Source organism: Saccharopolyspora sp. NPDC047091 (genome assembly GCF_040643635.1).
In the GTDB taxonomy this organism is placed as follows: Bacteria; Actinomycetota; Actinomycetes; order Mycobacteriales; family Pseudonocardiaceae; genus Saccharopolyspora_C.
Map to the genome: position 1 here is coordinate 46,213 of NZ_JBEYUS010000023.1, position 14,165 is coordinate 60,377.

General features: G+C 74.5%; 11 protein-coding genes. 3 read left to right on the forward strand and 8 right to left on the reverse strand.

Annotated features, from left to right (window positions below):
• Positions 1-151: 151 nt before the first annotated feature.
• Positions 152-733, reverse strand: coding sequence for a TetR/AcrR family transcriptional regulator (locus tag ABZ805_RS12940; RefSeq protein ID WP_358438619.1), 582 nt, complete (start codon positions 731-733; stop codon positions 152-154).
• Positions 734-836: 103 nt separating this feature from the next.
• Between ABZ805_RS12940 and ABZ805_RS12945 the strand changes: the two genes are divergently transcribed.
• Both ABZ805_RS12945 and metG read left to right on the forward strand, forming a co-directional pair.
• On the forward strand, positions 837-1,160 hold the full coding sequence (locus tag ABZ805_RS12945; protein WP_358438622.1) for a hypothetical protein: 324 nt from the start codon (positions 837-839) through the stop codon (positions 1,158-1,160).
• Between the two features lie 188 nt (positions 1,161-1,348).
• Positions 1,349-3,067, forward strand: coding sequence for a methionine--tRNA ligase (metG, locus tag ABZ805_RS12950; protein ID WP_358438624.1), 1,719 nt, complete (start codon positions 1,349-1,351; stop codon positions 3,065-3,067).
• A 230-nt stretch (positions 3,068-3,297) separates the two neighbouring features.
• Here metG and cobA read toward each other — a convergent pair whose 3' ends face one another.
• On the reverse strand, positions 3,298-4,542 hold the full coding sequence (cobA, locus tag ABZ805_RS12955; RefSeq protein WP_358438627.1) for a uroporphyrinogen-III C-methyltransferase: 1,245 nt from the start codon (positions 4,540-4,542) through the stop codon (positions 3,298-3,300).
• Between the two features lie 332 nt (positions 4,543-4,874).
• Between cobA and ABZ805_RS12960 the strand changes: the two genes are divergently transcribed.
• Positions 4,875-5,144, forward strand: a complete 270-nt coding sequence (locus ABZ805_RS12960; protein WP_358438630.1) for a DUF1876 domain-containing protein — start codon at positions 4,875-4,877, stop codon at positions 5,142-5,144.
• A gap of 12 nt (positions 5,145-5,156) precedes the next feature.
• Here the strand turns inward: ABZ805_RS12960 and ABZ805_RS12965 are convergent, their stop codons facing one another.
• From ABZ805_RS12965 to ABZ805_RS12990, 6 genes are all read right to left on the reverse strand, one after another.
• Positions 5,157-6,476, reverse strand: a complete 1,320-nt coding sequence (locus ABZ805_RS12965) for a cobalamin biosynthesis protein (RefSeq protein ID WP_358438633.1) — start codon at positions 6,474-6,476, stop codon at positions 5,157-5,159.
• On the reverse strand, positions 6,473-7,678 hold the full coding sequence (locus ABZ805_RS12970; protein ID WP_358438635.1) for an SAM-dependent methyltransferase: 1,206 nt from the start codon (positions 7,676-7,678) through the stop codon (positions 6,473-6,475). Before ABZ805_RS12970 ends, ABZ805_RS12965 begins: the two co-directional genes overlap by 4 nt.
• A 94-nt stretch (positions 7,679-7,772) precedes the next feature.
• On the reverse strand, positions 7,773-9,353 hold the full coding sequence (locus ABZ805_RS12975) for a cobalt-precorrin-4/precorrin-4 C(11)-methyltransferase (protein ID WP_358438638.1): 1,581 nt from the start codon (positions 9,351-9,353) through the stop codon (positions 7,773-7,775).
• 191 nt (positions 9,354-9,544) lie between these two features.
• Positions 9,545-10,939: a cobyrinate a,c-diamide synthase gene (locus tag ABZ805_RS12980; RefSeq protein ID WP_358438641.1), complete on the reverse strand. Its 1,395-nt coding sequence runs from the start codon at positions 10,937-10,939 to the stop codon at positions 9,545-9,547.
• The gene (cobO, locus tag ABZ805_RS12985) at positions 10,933-11,547 is read right to left on the reverse strand and encodes a cob(I)yrinic acid a,c-diamide adenosyltransferase (RefSeq protein ID WP_358438644.1); all 615 of its coding nucleotides are present in this window, start codon (positions 11,545-11,547) and stop codon (positions 10,933-10,935) included. The genes ABZ805_RS12980 and cobO overlap by 7 nt, the downstream gene beginning before the upstream one ends.
• 443 nt (positions 11,548-11,990) lie before the next feature.
• Entirely contained in the window at positions 11,991-14,120 is a 2,130-nt protein-coding gene (locus tag ABZ805_RS12990; protein ID WP_358438646.1) for a putative cobaltochelatase, read from the reverse strand.
• Between the last annotated feature and the right edge of the window lie 45 nt (positions 14,121-14,165).

The window sequence follows — 14,165 nt, forward strand, 5'->3', positions numbered from 1 at the left end:
CGACCGATCCAAATCACCCCAGGTGAGTGGCCCACCCGACCAACGCGACTGGGCCAGTGGGCCATTCACCTCACGTCGACGACGACGAACACCGCGCGCCCACCCCAGGTGAATGACCCATTCGACCAGTACGGCTGGGCAGGTGGGCCACTCACCTCACGTTGAGGGCGGCGAGCATGGCGTGGCGGGCGGTGGCCGTGACGTCGGCCGGGTCGCGCCGCCGCTGGACCTGCAGCGGGAAGCGCAGCGACCAGCCGGAGGCGATCTCCAGCACGTCCAGCAGGCGCTCGGCATCGGCGCTGACCGCCAGCTCCGGCGCGAACACTTCGGCGAGCTGGCCGCGCAGCAGGTCGTCGACGTCCAGCGCGGGCGCGTCCGGGCTCTGCCACAGCGCCACCACCCGCACCCGAGCCATGAGCGCGAACACCGCCTCCCGCTGCGCCAGCACCCGGTCCAGCCGGTCCGCCAGCGGCAGCTCCGCCGGGATCGGCGCCAGCTCGGCGGCGATCCGGTCCCGCTGGTGCTGCCCGGCGGCCGTGCGGAGATCGTCGAAGTCCCGGAAGTGCGTGAACACGCTGCGCTCCGACACGCCCGCCCGCTCCGCGATGCCGCGCGCCGTCGGCGAGTACTGGCCCTCGTTGATCGCGCCGAGCAGCGCGTCGATGATCGCCTGCCGAGTCCACTGCGGATTCCGGACCCGGCGCCGCCGCCCGTCCTGCTGCTCCTCGTCCACCGCGACATTCGACCACGTCCCACCCGCGCGGAGCCGCCGCAGTCGCGAATCCCTCCGGGCCCATCGACCGAGCCGCCCGGGCCGGGCGGTCGAAGCCGGGCGCGTGCCCACTGCCCGACGCCGGCGGTCCTGCCCGCACCTGAGCAGGAGGCCGCCGCCGCGCGGCGGGACGGTCGCAGCACGCCGAGGAGGCACCACGACCGAGCAGCACCCCACCCCCGACGACACCGTCGTCGACTGGTTCGAACGCGGCCTGCTGTGGGACGGCGAGCGGGAGGCGCACGAGCTGTACGCCGAGTACCTCGCGCACGTCCGCGGCCGGCGGCAGCCCCCGGTGTCCCGCGACCGGTTCGTCGCCGACCTCGGCCACCTGGGCGTCCGGGAGATCCGGCAGCCGGGCGCGCCGTCCTTCCTCGTGCGGGACTGAATTGCGCCCGCCCGGCCCGGACGCCCCCTCGCGAACCGCGTCCGGCCGGGCGAGGGCGAGCCGTGCCGACGATCCCGTGCCGGTAGCATCTCCCTGGTCAACGGTGTTCGTCAGCACCTGTGCGCGCGCCGGCGTCGGCCGGATTCCGCGGGGTCTGCACCGAAATAACGCTATTGGAGCATTCTCGAATGACCCGCCACCTGGTAACCAGTGCGCTCCCGTACATCAACGGCATCAAGCACCTGGGCAACATGGTCGGCTCCATGCTCCCCGCCGACGTCTACTCCCGGTACCTGCGCCAGCGGGGGCACGAGGTGCTCTACATCTGCGCCACCGACGAGCACGGCACCCCGGCCGAGCTGGCCGCCGCCGACGCCGGGCTGCCGGTGGCGGAGTTCTGCGAGCAGCAGCACCGGGCGCAGGCCGAGATCTACCGCGGTTTCCAGCTGTCCTTCGACCACTTCGGCCGCACCTCCTCGGAGCAGAACCGCGAGATCACCCAGCACTTCGCGCGGAAGCTGCACGAGCACGGCTTCATCGAGCAGCAGTCGATCCGGCAGGTCTACTCGGCCGCCGACGGCCGGTTCCTGCCGGACCGCTACATCATCGGCACCTGCCCGCACTGCGGCTACGAGAAGGCCCGCGGCGACCAGTGCGAGAACTGCACCCGGGTGCTGGACCCCACCGACCTGGTGGAGCCGCGGTCGGCGATCAGCGGCAGCACCGAACTCGAGGTCCGCGAGACCAAGCACCTGTTCCTCACCCAGTCGAAGCTCACCGACGAGGTGGAGGGCTGGCTGGACGAGGTGAGCGCCGAGTGGCCGAACCTGTCCTCCTCCATCGCCCGGAAGTGGATCACCGAGGGGCTGCGGGACCGCTCCATCACCCGCGACCTCGACTGGGGCGTGCCGGTGCCCGCCGACACCTGGCCGGAGCTGGCCGCCGAGGGCAAGGTCTTCTACGTCTGGTTCGACGCGCCCATCGGCTACATCGGCGCCACCAAGGAGTGGTCGGACCTCGCGCCGGCCGAGCGGGACTGGAAGTCCTGGTGGTACGAGGCCGAGGACGTCACCTACACCGAGTTCATGGCCAAGGACAACGTCCCGTTCCACACCGTCATGTTCCCGGCGACCGAGCTGGGCACCCGCGAGCCGTGGAAGATGGTCGACTTCGTCCAGTCGTTCAACTGGCTGACCTACTACGGCGGGAAGTTCTCCACCAGCGACCAGCGCGGGATCTTCACCGACCAGGCGCTGGAGCTGCTGCCCGCCGACTACTGGCGCTACTTCCTCATCGCGAGCGCGCCGGAGTCCGACGACTCCTCGTTCTCCTGGGAGCTGTTCGCCTCGGTGGTGAACAAGGACCTCGCCGACACCCTCGGCAACTTCGTGAACCGGGTGTTGTCGTTCTCCCGCAAGCGGTTCGGCGACCAGGTGCCCGCCGGGGACGCGGCCGGGGAACCGGAGCAGCGGCTCGCCGCGGAGATCGGCGGGCTGCTCGTCGACTACCAGACCCACCTGGAGGCCAAGCAGTTCCGCAAGGCCGCCCAGGCGCTGCGGTCGATGTGGAGCGCGGGCAACTCCTACCTGGAGGAGAAGGCGCCCTGGATCCAGATCCGCACCGACCAGGACGCGGCCGCGCTGACGCTGCGCACCGCGATGAACCTGATCTACCTGTACGCGGTGGTGTCCGAGCCGCTGATCCCGGGCGCGGCGAAGGCGATGCGCGCGGCGTTCGCCTCCGACGACCCGCAGCGCAGCTGGGTGTCGGTGGAGGAGGCGCGGTCCTTCGAGCTCGTCCCGGCGGGCACCGACTTCACCATCCCGCCGGTGCTGTTCGCGAAGGTCACCGAGGACGACCTGGAGAGCTATCGGGCCCGCTTCGGCGGCGCCCCCAACGAGAGCTGATCCGCGCATGAACGGCCCACCTGCCCGGCGGTACCGGGTGGGTGGGCCGTTCGCCTGCGGTCAGCGGCCTTCGGGCGTCGGCGGCGTCGGGGCGTCGGCGGCCCTCGGACGTCAGCGGCCCTCGGGCGTCGGCGGTGTCGGGACGTCAGCGGCCCTCGGGCGTCAACGACCTTCGGACATCAGCAGCCTTCCGGCGTCGACGACCTCCACGCGTCGGCGGCGTTCGCGTCTCAGCGGCGTTCCGGCGGGGTGAGGTCGGCGACCGGGCCGACGATGATCACCGCGGGCGGCGCGATCTCGTGGGTGCGGACCGCGTCGGCGGCCGCGGCGAGCGTGGTGCGCACCGTCCGCTGGGTGCGGGTGGTGCCCTCCTGCACGATCGCGACCGGCGACTCCGGGTCGCGGCCGTGCTCGACCAGCACCGCCGCGAACTCGCCGATGCGCTTGACCGCCATCATCAGCACCAGCGTGCCGCGGAGCCGCGCCAGCGCGGGCCAGTCCACCAGCGAGGTCTCGTCGTGCGGGCCGACGTGCCCGGAGACCACCACGACCTCGTGCGCCACCCCGCGGTGCGTGACCGGCACGTCGGCCGCGGCGGGCACGGAGAACGCGCTGGTGATGCCGGGGACCGAGGTGACCGGCACCCCGGCCGCCACGCAGGCCAGCAGTTCCTCGTAGCCGCGGCCGAACAGGTACGGGTCGCCGCCCTTGAGGCGCACCACGAACTTCCCGGCGCGCGCGTGCTCCACCAGCAGCTCGTTGATCACGTCCTGGTTGGCGGCGCGGCCGTACGGGATCTTCGAGGCGTCCACGACCTCCACGTGCGGGCCGAGCTCCTCCAGCAGTTCGCGCGGCGCCAGCCGGTCGGTGATCACCACGTCGGCCTGGCCGAGCAGCTGCCTGCCGCGCACCGTGATCAGGTCCGGGGCGCCCGGTCCGCCGCCGACGAGCGCGACGCCCGCCGCGGGCCGTTCCGCGTGCTCGTCCACGACGCCGGAGCGCAGCGCGCCGACCAGCGCGTCCCGCACCGCGGCGGAACGCCGGTGCGCTCCCCCGGCCAGCACCCCGAGCAGCAGCCCGCCGTGCTCGGCGACGGCCGGGGTGACGGCGGTGCCTTGCGCGGCGTCGTCGGCGCGCACGCAGAACACCCGGCGGCGGTCGGCTTCGGCGGAGACGGCCGCGTTGACCTCGTGGCCCGTCGCGCACGCCACCGCGTACCAGGCGCCGTCCAGGTCGCCGTCCGCGTACGGCCTGCGGTGCCAGGTGATCTCCCCGGACTGCGCCATCGCCTCGACCGCGGGCGTGGCCTCCGGCGAGATGACCTCCACCAGCGCGCCCGCGCCGATCAGCCGGGGCACCCGTCGCTGCGCGACGCCGCCCGCACCGACCACCACCACCCGCTTGCCGGTGAGGTCGAGTCCCGCGAAGTAGTGGTGTTCGCCCGAGGTGTGCTGCGCAGATGAGTGCGTGGTCATGCCGTCCGTCGTTCGTGTCGATGTTCACCGCGGCGCGTCGCCGTGGCCTGAGCGGGGGACGCCGCTGCGTCACCTCGACCCGTCGCCGGGTCCGATCCGCCGGGGCGGGGCGCCTGCCGAGCGCGGCGCCGGACCATCCTGCCACGGGGTGCCGCCGGGTCCGCCGCCGAACGATCCGGCGGCGCCTCGACCGGCCGCAGTATCGTCACCCGGCCCGGAACGGAGGTCAAACCTGCGGTGACCTCTCTCACCAGCGGAACCGGTGCCGGGACCGCTTTGCCGCGCGGTTCGCGGCGGCGCATCCTGGGGACAGGCGACCCAGGGAGGCGGCCATGCACGCGAACCGGACGCTCACATTGGACATGCAGGTCATCGAAGCCGGGATGAAGACCACCGCGGACGTCGGGATGGTCACCGGCGACGGCCGGGCGCTGCACGGGCACGGCGCCGCGCGACGGCACCCGGACGACCCGGACGTCCCGCAGATCGGAGATGAGATCGCGCTCGCCAGGGCGCTGTTCGAACTCGGCCACAAGCTGCTCGACACCGCGGCGGACGACATCGGCGCCCGCCAGCACCGGCGGGTGCACTTGATGGCGTGATCGCCGCCGGCGTCAGGCCCGGACGCCGGGAACGTCGGCGACGCGCACGGCGCGGCAGGCCGGTTCGGCCTGGACGGCCGCGCGTTCCGGCGTGGCGTCCCCCGAGCCGACGAACACCGCGGAGCGACCTCCGGTGGCCAGTTCGGCGACCGCGAGCGCGCCCTCCGCGGCGGACTCGACGGTGCGGGTGATCGCGCCCGGGTGCACCAAGTCGCCGACCAGCGCCATCGCCGCGGCGTCGCCGACGACCGCGGCGGCGCGGCGGATGGTGGTGTTCCCGAGCGGGGTGCGCAGGTCCTCCGGGCCGGGGCCGATGCCGACGACGGTGACCTCGCCGCGCGGCCGGAGCCGGGCGGCGGCGACGGTGACGCCGTCGCCCGCCTGCTTCGGCACGACCAGCTCGACGTCGTCGGCGGTCCGCGCGGCGAACTCGTGGGCGACGCGCAGCGCGGCGGCTTCCGCGACGGACGCGGTACCGGTCTCCGCCCGGGCCCGTTCGCTCGGGTTCGGCACGTCGACCTCGGCGAGCTCCGCCGCCGGGTAGGCGAACAGCGGCGGTTCGGCGCCGTCCTCGGCGTACCAGAAGCCGAGGTCTTCCACGGCGTCCAGGACTCCCTGCTCCGCCGCCTTCGCCTCCACCGTGGCGAACGCGCCGATCGCGCGCGGGTCGAACCCGTACTCCCGGTCCAGCCGGGACATCAGCTCGGTCACCGCGGTCCGCGACACGCCGCTCATCGAACCGACGCCCACCAGCAGCGTCCGCGGGATGAGCCGCACGACGCGGTCGCCGAGCTCCCCGGTGGGCCGCCGGTCGTCGAGCAGCACCGTCCAGGACGGTTCGCCGCAGTCCGGGGACACGGTCGCGGGCAGCGCGGGCAGCGCGAACCCGCGCGGGTTCGCCAGCAGCACCGGTTCCTCGGCCGCGATCGCCTGCGCGCACCCGGCGAGGTCACCGTCCACAGTGGCCCCCAGGTGGTCCACGAGCTCGTCCAGCTCGGTGACCGCGGCACCGGTGGTGACCACCGGGGTGCGCTCCAGCACTTCCGCGACCTGCACCGCGATCGCCCGCGAACCGCCGGAGACGGTGACGGCGAAGTGGTCGTCGACGCACACCACCTCCGGGTCGGCGCGCTCCGCGCCCAGCAGCGGCGCGATCAGCCGCACCGCCGCGCCGACCGGCAGGAACAGCACCACCGCGTCCAGCGAGGACCAGGTGCGGCGCAGCGCCGGGCCGGGCCCGCCGTCGACCAGCACCGCGTCCGGCCCCCACCGGGCGGCGAGTTCGGTCGCGGTGCGGCGTTCCTGCGGGGTGTGCGGGAACAGACCGATCACGAGTCGGACTTCCGGCGCCCGGACACCAGCACCACCGGCGCCGTGGGCTCCAGCTTCGACCCGCCGTCGGCGAGCTCCACCAGCCTGCTCGCGGCCAGCTGCACGCCGCGGACCTCGTAGCCCGCGGTGCGCAGCGCCTCCCGGGTCGGGCCGACCCGCTCCAGCTCGGTCAGCTCCACCACGATCCGCGCCGCGCCCGCGTGCGCGCAGGCCGCGACCACGTCCGGGCCACCGCCGCCGACGAACACGCCGTCCGGTTTCGGCAGCTCCCGCAACGAGTCCGGCGCGGCCCGCTCCACCACCCGCACGTCCACGCCGTGCCCGGCGGCGTTGGTGATCAGCCGCACCACCTGGGTCTCGTCCGACTCGACGGCGATCGTGGCGGCGCCGAGCCGGGCGCACTCGACCGCGACCGAACCGGAACCGGCGCCGACGTCCCAGATCAGCGCGCCGGGCCGGGCGGCCAGGTCGGCCAGCGCCACCGCGCGCACCTCGGCGGGCGTCACCTCGCCGTCGCGGTGCGAGAACTCGTCCTCGGACAGCGCCCACCCGTTCGCGGGCGGCAGCACCTCACCACCGGCGAGCCAGCCGCGGGCGCCGACCTCCTTCGGTTCCGCCGCGCACAGCACCACCGCGTCCGGGCGCCAGCTGCGCTGCGCGGCCTCCTCCGGGGTGGTGGTGCTGATCTTCTCGTCCGCGCCGCCGAGGTCCTCGCCGATGACGAGGGTGCGCCGCCAGCCGATCAACCCGGACGCCAGCCGCGCCGGACCCGCGCCGGGCCCGCCCAGCACCAGCACGGCGGGGCGCGCCCGGCACAGGTTCAGCACCCGCGGCAGGTCGTCCTCGCTCGCCGCCGCCACCGGCACCGAGTCCCACGGCCTGCCGAGGCGGGCCATCAGCCGGGCCGCGCCCGGCGCGGCGGGGGTGACGGCGCAGCGCACCCCGCGCTCCCGCAGTTCCCGCAGCACGCCGAAGAACCCCGGGTCGCCGTCGACGAGCACGACACCGGTCTCCTCGCCGGCCAGCGAGGTCAGCGCGCCCAGCGCCTGGCTCCACTGCGCGAGGTCCAGCGAACGGGCCTGCTGCGGGGCGTGCGCGTCGAGGTGTCTGCGCGAGCCCACCACGAGCCGCGCCGAACCCAGCACCTCGGCGGCGCCCGCGGGCAGCTCCGCCCCGTCGATCCCGATCACCGTGACCGTCACGTCTTCCACCTCGTCCTGCCACGCCGCTTCACCGGCCGGACCCGCGGATCACGAGCCCGGTTTCACCTTGCCACGTCTGGAGATGCGCCTGCGCTCAGCTGGACGCGTCGCCCTTGTTCTTGGCCGATTTCGCGCCAGCGCCGCGAGACCTGGTGCCCGCGGCCTTGGTCTGGGCCTTGGTCTGGGCCTTGGCGGGCGATTTCGCCTTGCTGCGGGTCTTGGCGGTGGCGCGGGAGCCGGTGGTCGCCGCGGCCGAGGTGCGCGCGGTGTCCTCGGTCCCGGCCTGAGCGCCGTTCGCCTCGCCGGTCGCCTCGGAGTCCGCCGGGGTGGCGGCCGGTGCGTCGGTGGCGCCGTGCTGCGAGCCGGGATCCGCCGCACCACCGTCGGGGCCGCGTTCCGCCACCGCGTCCTCGGCGCCGGAGTCGCGGACGACCGAGAGCGCGGGCCGCGCCGTTTCGTCCACTTCGGACCCTTCGGGGGCCGTCCCGCCAGCGGTCGTGTCCGGGTCCACCGGGTCCTGCGCGGTGCTCGACGGTTCGTCGGCCGCGTCCGGGCCTAACGCCGCCCCGGTTTCCGGTGCTTCGCCGAACAGCTCCGACTGCCCCGGGTCCTCGGTGCGCCGCTGCCGGGTCTGCGCCCGGGCGGCACCGCGGGCGGCTTCCTGCCACTCCCGCACCGCCCACCAGGCGATGTTCGGCACCGCGGTCGCGCCGTCGGAGCCCCGGCCGGAGATCGGGTCCGCGGGCGCCGCCGGTTCGGCCGCGGGCGCAGGCGCGGGAGCGGGAGCGGGCGCGGGCGCGGGCCGGGCGGCGGCGGGGCCGGTGCCGACCTGGAACGCGGCGCGGGAGCCGGGGGCGTCCTCCTGGTCGGAGCCGGTGCGGTCGGCTTCGGGGCGCCGCGCCGATCGGTAGCCGCGGCGGCGCCCGGTGGACTCGGTCCGGCGGTAGCCGGCGTCGCCGTAGCCGCGGGATCGGCCGCTCGCGCCGAGCGCCTTGCCGACGAGGAACAGCGCGGTGCCCCACAGCTTGCGCTGCTTCACCGCCTGCTCCAGTTCGCCGACGGTGGTGCTCAGCAGCACCTCGTCCGGCCAGCTCACCTTGTAGGCGACGAGCACGGGCACGTCCTCGGCGCAGCCACCGGCGCGCAGTTCCTCCACGAGCTGCGCGGCGCGGGACGCGGGCAGCGTCACCGCCATCGTCGCCTGGTGCCGCGCCAGTTCGCGCACCTGCTCGGCGTCCGGGTTCCCGGCGCCGAGGCGGGTGACCAGCACCGATCGCGCGGTTTCCGCGGTGGTCAGCTCGCGGCCGACGGCGGCCGCGGCGGCGGAGAAGCCGTTGACGCCGGGCACGATCTCCACGTCCAGTTCCATCTTGGCGCAGGCGTCGTGCTGGTCCTGCACCGAGCCCCACAGCGCCGGGTCACCGGAGTGCAGCCGCACGACGCGCAGCGCGTCCCGCTCCGCGCGGCGGTACACCTCGACCGCCTGCTCGTGGGTGAGCTGGGAGGAGTCGAGCAGTTCCGCGTCGGCGCTCGCGTGCTCCCGCACGCATTCGGGGGCGAGCACGCTGGCGGACCACACCACGACGTCGGCTTCCGCGATGCGTCGCGCGGCGCGGACCGTGATGAGGTCCGCGGCGCCGGGTCCAGCGCCGATGAACGAGATCCGGCCACTCACTGTTCGCTCTCCTCTTCCGCGTCACCGGTACGGCTCGCCGCGCCGAACCGTCCACATCGGACCAGACCGAGGAGGAGGGGGCACCGGCTGGATGGCCAGGTGGGGCGGGGGTCGGCCGGCCCGTCGGCACCGGCAGCCCGTCGCCCACCGTGGCCGCACAGGTGACGACCGTACCTGTTGATCGCGGCGGCCTACACGGCCGTACCCGCACCGCGCGTCACCATCCGGGAACAGCGGGTCACGAACCGCGACACGGCCTCCGGCGCACCGGCCGGATGGGTGTGCAGGTAGGAGGCGTGCAGCCCGTCCCGCACGAATCCTTCCGCGACGGCCGCGCCGTCCCGCCAGTACCAGGCGGGCTGCGCGCCGCTGCCCGGTTCGAGCCGGGTGCGGTGGAATTCGTGGCCGGTGAACCGGGTTCCGGCCGCGGACAGCGCGGAGTCGGTGGCGGCGACGGCGTCCCGGTAGCCGAGGGTGAGCCGCGGCGACATCTCCGCGCGCGCCGGGATCACCCCGCACAGCGGATGCCCGTCGAGCTCTTCGGCGAGGTACAGCAGCCCGCCGCACTCGGCGTGGATCGGGGCGCCGGTGGCCGCGAACCGGGTGATCTCGGCGCGCAGCGCGGTGTTCGCGGACAGCGCCGCGGCGTGCTGTTCGGGGAATCCGCCGGGCAGCACGAGTCCGCGGGTGCCGTCCGGCAGCGCCTCGTCGCGCAGCGGGTCGAGCACCGCGACCTCGGCTCCGGCGGCGGCGAGCAGTTCGACGTGCTCGGTGTAGGCGAAGGTGAACGCGGGCCCACCGGCCACGGCGATCACCGGGCGGCCCGGGGTGGGTGCCACTTCGGCGGCGGCGTCCCAGGCGGGCCCGTCCAGCGCGGGTGCGCTGCGCGCGAGCGCCACCACCGCGTCCAGGTCGACCCCGGCTTCGACTGCGTCCGACATGGCTTCGACGGCGTCGGTGGCCGCGCCACCGTGCTCGGCGGCGGTGACGAGGCCGAGGTGCCGGGACGGGACGCTGAGCCCGCCGGTGCGGCCGAGCGCGCCGAGCACGGGCAGCCCGACGGAGTCCGCGGCGTCCCGCAGCACCTGTTCGTGGCGCGGCGAGCCGACCCGGTTGAGGATCACGCCCGCCAGCCGCACTCCGGGCTGGAAGCTGCGGAACCCGTGCAGCAGCGCGGCGATGCTCTGCGACTGCCCTTGGGCGTCGACGACGAGCACCACGGGGGCACGCAGCAGTCCGGCGACGTGCGCGGTGGAGCCGAAGGCCGGTTCGTCGCCCGGCCCCGGCCCGTCGATCTTGCCGTCGAACAGGCCCATCACGCCTTCGGCGACGGCCAGGTCGGCGCCCGCGCTGCCGTGCCGGAACAGCGGCGCGATCCGCTCCTCCCCCACCAGCACCGGGTCCAGGTTCCGCCCGGGCAGCCCGGAGGCGACGCGGTGGTAGCCGGGGTCGATGTAGTCGGGGCCGACCTTGAACGGCGCGACCCGCAGCGACCGGCGGCGCAGCGCGCCGAGCAACCCGGTCGCGACCGTCGTCTTGCCCTGCCCGGAGCCGGGCGCGGCGATGACGACGCGCGGGCTCACCATTCGATGCCCTTCTGGCCCTTCTGCCCGGCGTCCATCGGGTGCTTGACCTTGGTGGTCTCCAGCACCAGGTCGGCGGCGTCGACGAGTTCCTGCGGCGCGTTGCGGCCGGTGATCACGACGTGCTGGTGGCCGGGCCGGTCGCGGAGGGTCTGGACGACCTCGGCGACGTCGATCCAGCCCCAGTGCAGCGGGTAGGTGAACTCGTCGAGGACGTACATGCCGTGCCGTTCGTCGGCGAGGCGGCGGGCGATCTCCCGCCAGCCTTCGAGCGCGGCGGCGGCGTGGTCCTCTTCACTGCCCTGCTTGCGGGCCCAGGACCAGCCTTCGCCCATCTTGTGCCATTCGACGGGGCCGCCTTCGCCGGTCTCGTCGTGCAGCTTGCCGAGGGCGCGGAACGCGCTCTCCTCGCCGACCTTCCACTTCGCCGACTTCACGAACTGGAACACGCCGATGGACCAGCCCTGGTTCCAGCCGCGCAGCGCGAGCCCGAAGGCGCTGGTGGACTTGCCCTTCATCTCCCCGGTGTGCACGAGCAGCAGCGGGCGGTTGCGGCGCTGCCGCGTGGTGAGACCGTCCTGCGGAACGACGTTCGGCTTTCCCTGAGGCATGACCCCAGACCCTAAGCCACCTCCGCGAACCCCCCACCCCGCTGTCGCAGACCTCACCACCCACCAACCGGAACAGCCCGAGTTGCTCAGTTGATCCTCTCAGCGGCGAAGCCGCTGACCCGCCGACCACCAGACCACCCGGCACCGCAGCGGGTTCTCAGCGTTCTCCTCGCGAGGACAGCGATTTCTCATGTGGCGGAGCCACCTGTGAAATCGATCCCGCAGCGAGGAGAACGCTGAGGTTCCGCCACCCGACCCGCAAGCAAAACGACCACACCCGCCAAGCAATAGAAAGCGCCCCCGCGCTCGACCGACCTGGGGGTCATCGGGAGCGCGAGGGCGCTTCGTGGTCCACCCCTGGGGGTCAGGTGGACGAAGAACACCTTACCAACTACGCCGGGATATTCCTACTCCGATTGACGTGTGTCGTAATCGAATCGGAATCAAGCGACGCGGGCCTCGACACCGCGGGCAGCGCGGACGACTCCGGCGACGGCGTCGGCGGAGAGTTCGTCGAGCCGCAGGCAGGCTCCGCCGAGCGCGGTCGCGACCTTGGCGGCGAGGCCGAGCCGCACGACGCCCTGCTCGCAGTCGACGACGACGGAGGCGACGCCGAGCCCGCCGAGCAGCCCGGCCGCGCGCATCGAGTCCTGCACCGCGCGTTGCGCGCGGACCCGCCCGGTCCCGCCGTCCGTGGCGGGAACGGTGGCCTTCCCGTCGGTGAGCAGCACGAGGAGCGGGCGCCTGCGCGGGTCGCGGGTGCGTTCGGTGCCGATGACCTGGTGGACCTTGAGCAGGCCGGTGGCGAGCGGGGTGCGGCCGCCGGTGCGCAGGTCGCGCATCCGGGTGGCGGCGATCTCGACGGAGGAGGTGGGCGGCAGCGCGAGTTCGGCCTGGTCGCCGCGGAAGGTGATGACGCCGACCTTGTCGCGGCGCTGGTAGGCGTCGCGCAGCAGGGAGAGCACGGCGCCGCTGACGGCGGACATCCGTTCGCGGGCCGCCATCGAGCCGGAGGCGTCGACGGCGAACAGGACGAGGTTGCCTTCGCGTCCTTCGCGGACGGAGCGCCGCACGTCGTCGCGGTGCAGCACGAGTCCGGGCCCGGTGCGGCCGCGGGAGCGCTGGTGCGGGGCGGCGGCGATCAGGGTGGCGGGCAGGTGCACGCCATGACCGTCCACTGTGGAGGATCGAACGGTCTGGCCGCTGCGGGAGCGGGCGCGGGACCGCCGCCCGGGGGCGCCTTCGCCGACGCCGGGGACTTCGAGCAGCCGGGCGCGGAACGCGGGTGCGGGCGCGGCCGGGGGCTTGTTCGCCGGGGCCTGGCCGGGGCCGTCCTCGCGCCGGGAGCCGCCGTCGCCGTTCGGCGCGGGCGAGTCCGGCGGAGTGGGGGCTTCGCCGCCGCCGGGCCCGTCGGGGCCGTCGTCCGGTCCGCCGTCGGGCGCGCCACCGCCGCCTCCGCCGGGGCCGTCGTCGGGGCCGTCCGGCGGTTCCTCGCCGGAGTCCTGGTCCGCGCCGGAGTCCTGGCCGTCCGCGGGTTCCTGCTCGGCGTGCTGGGCGGCGTCTTCGAGGGCCTGCTGCAACTGGTCCTCTTCGACGCCGGGCTCGTCGAACGGGTCGCGGCGGCGCCGGTGCGGCAGCGCGAGCCGGGCCGCGGCTTCGACATCGGCCTCGGCGACCTCGTCGGTGCCGCGCCACGCGGCGTGCGCCACGGCGGTGCGGGCGAGCACCAGATCGGCGCGCATCCCGTCCACGTCGAAAGCGGCGCACAGCGCGGAGATCCGGCGCAGTTCGGCGTCGGGCAGCCGCACCGATTCGACGCGGGAGCGGGCGTCGGCGATGCGGCGGGCGAGCGCGGCGTCCTCGGCGGCCCACTGCTCGGCGAAGCCAGCCGGGTCCGCTTCGAAGGCGAGCCGCCTGCGCACCACCTCGGTGCGGGTGGTGACGTCGCGGGAGGCGGCGACCTGCACGGTCAGCCCGAACCGGTCGAGCAGCTGCGGGCGCAGCTCGCCCTCTTCCGGGTTCATGGTGCCGACGAGCAGGAAGGAGGCGGCATGCGTCACCGACACGCCTTCCCGCTCCACGTGCGCGCGCCCCATCGCGGCGGCGTCCAGCAGCAGGTCCACCAGGTGGTCGTGCAGCAGGTTGACCTCGTCGACGTAGAGCACGCCGCGGTGCGCGGCGGCCAGCAGCCCGGGCTGGTAGGCGCTGACGCCTTCGGTCAGCGCGCGTTCGAGGTCGAGGGAACCGACGAGCCGGTCTTCGGTGGCGCCGACCGGGAGTTCCACGAGTTCCGCGGGCCGGGTGGTCCCGGAGACCTCGGCGTGCGGCCCGTCCGGGCACTGCGGGTCGGGCCGCCGCGGCTCGCAGCCGAAGCGGCAGCCGGGCACGACGTCCAGCGCGGGCAGCAGCGATGCGAGGGCGCGCACCACCGTCGACTTCGCGGTGCCCTTCTCCCCCCGCACCAGCACGCCGCCGATGCGCGGGTGCACCGCGTTGAGCAGCAGCGCCAGCCGCATGTCGTCGTGCCCGACCACGGCCGTGAACGGGAACCGCGGGCTCGCGGGAGCAGTCATGCCAGGTGTTCCTTCCTCGGGTCTCGGACGCCCCGATGTCGGCTG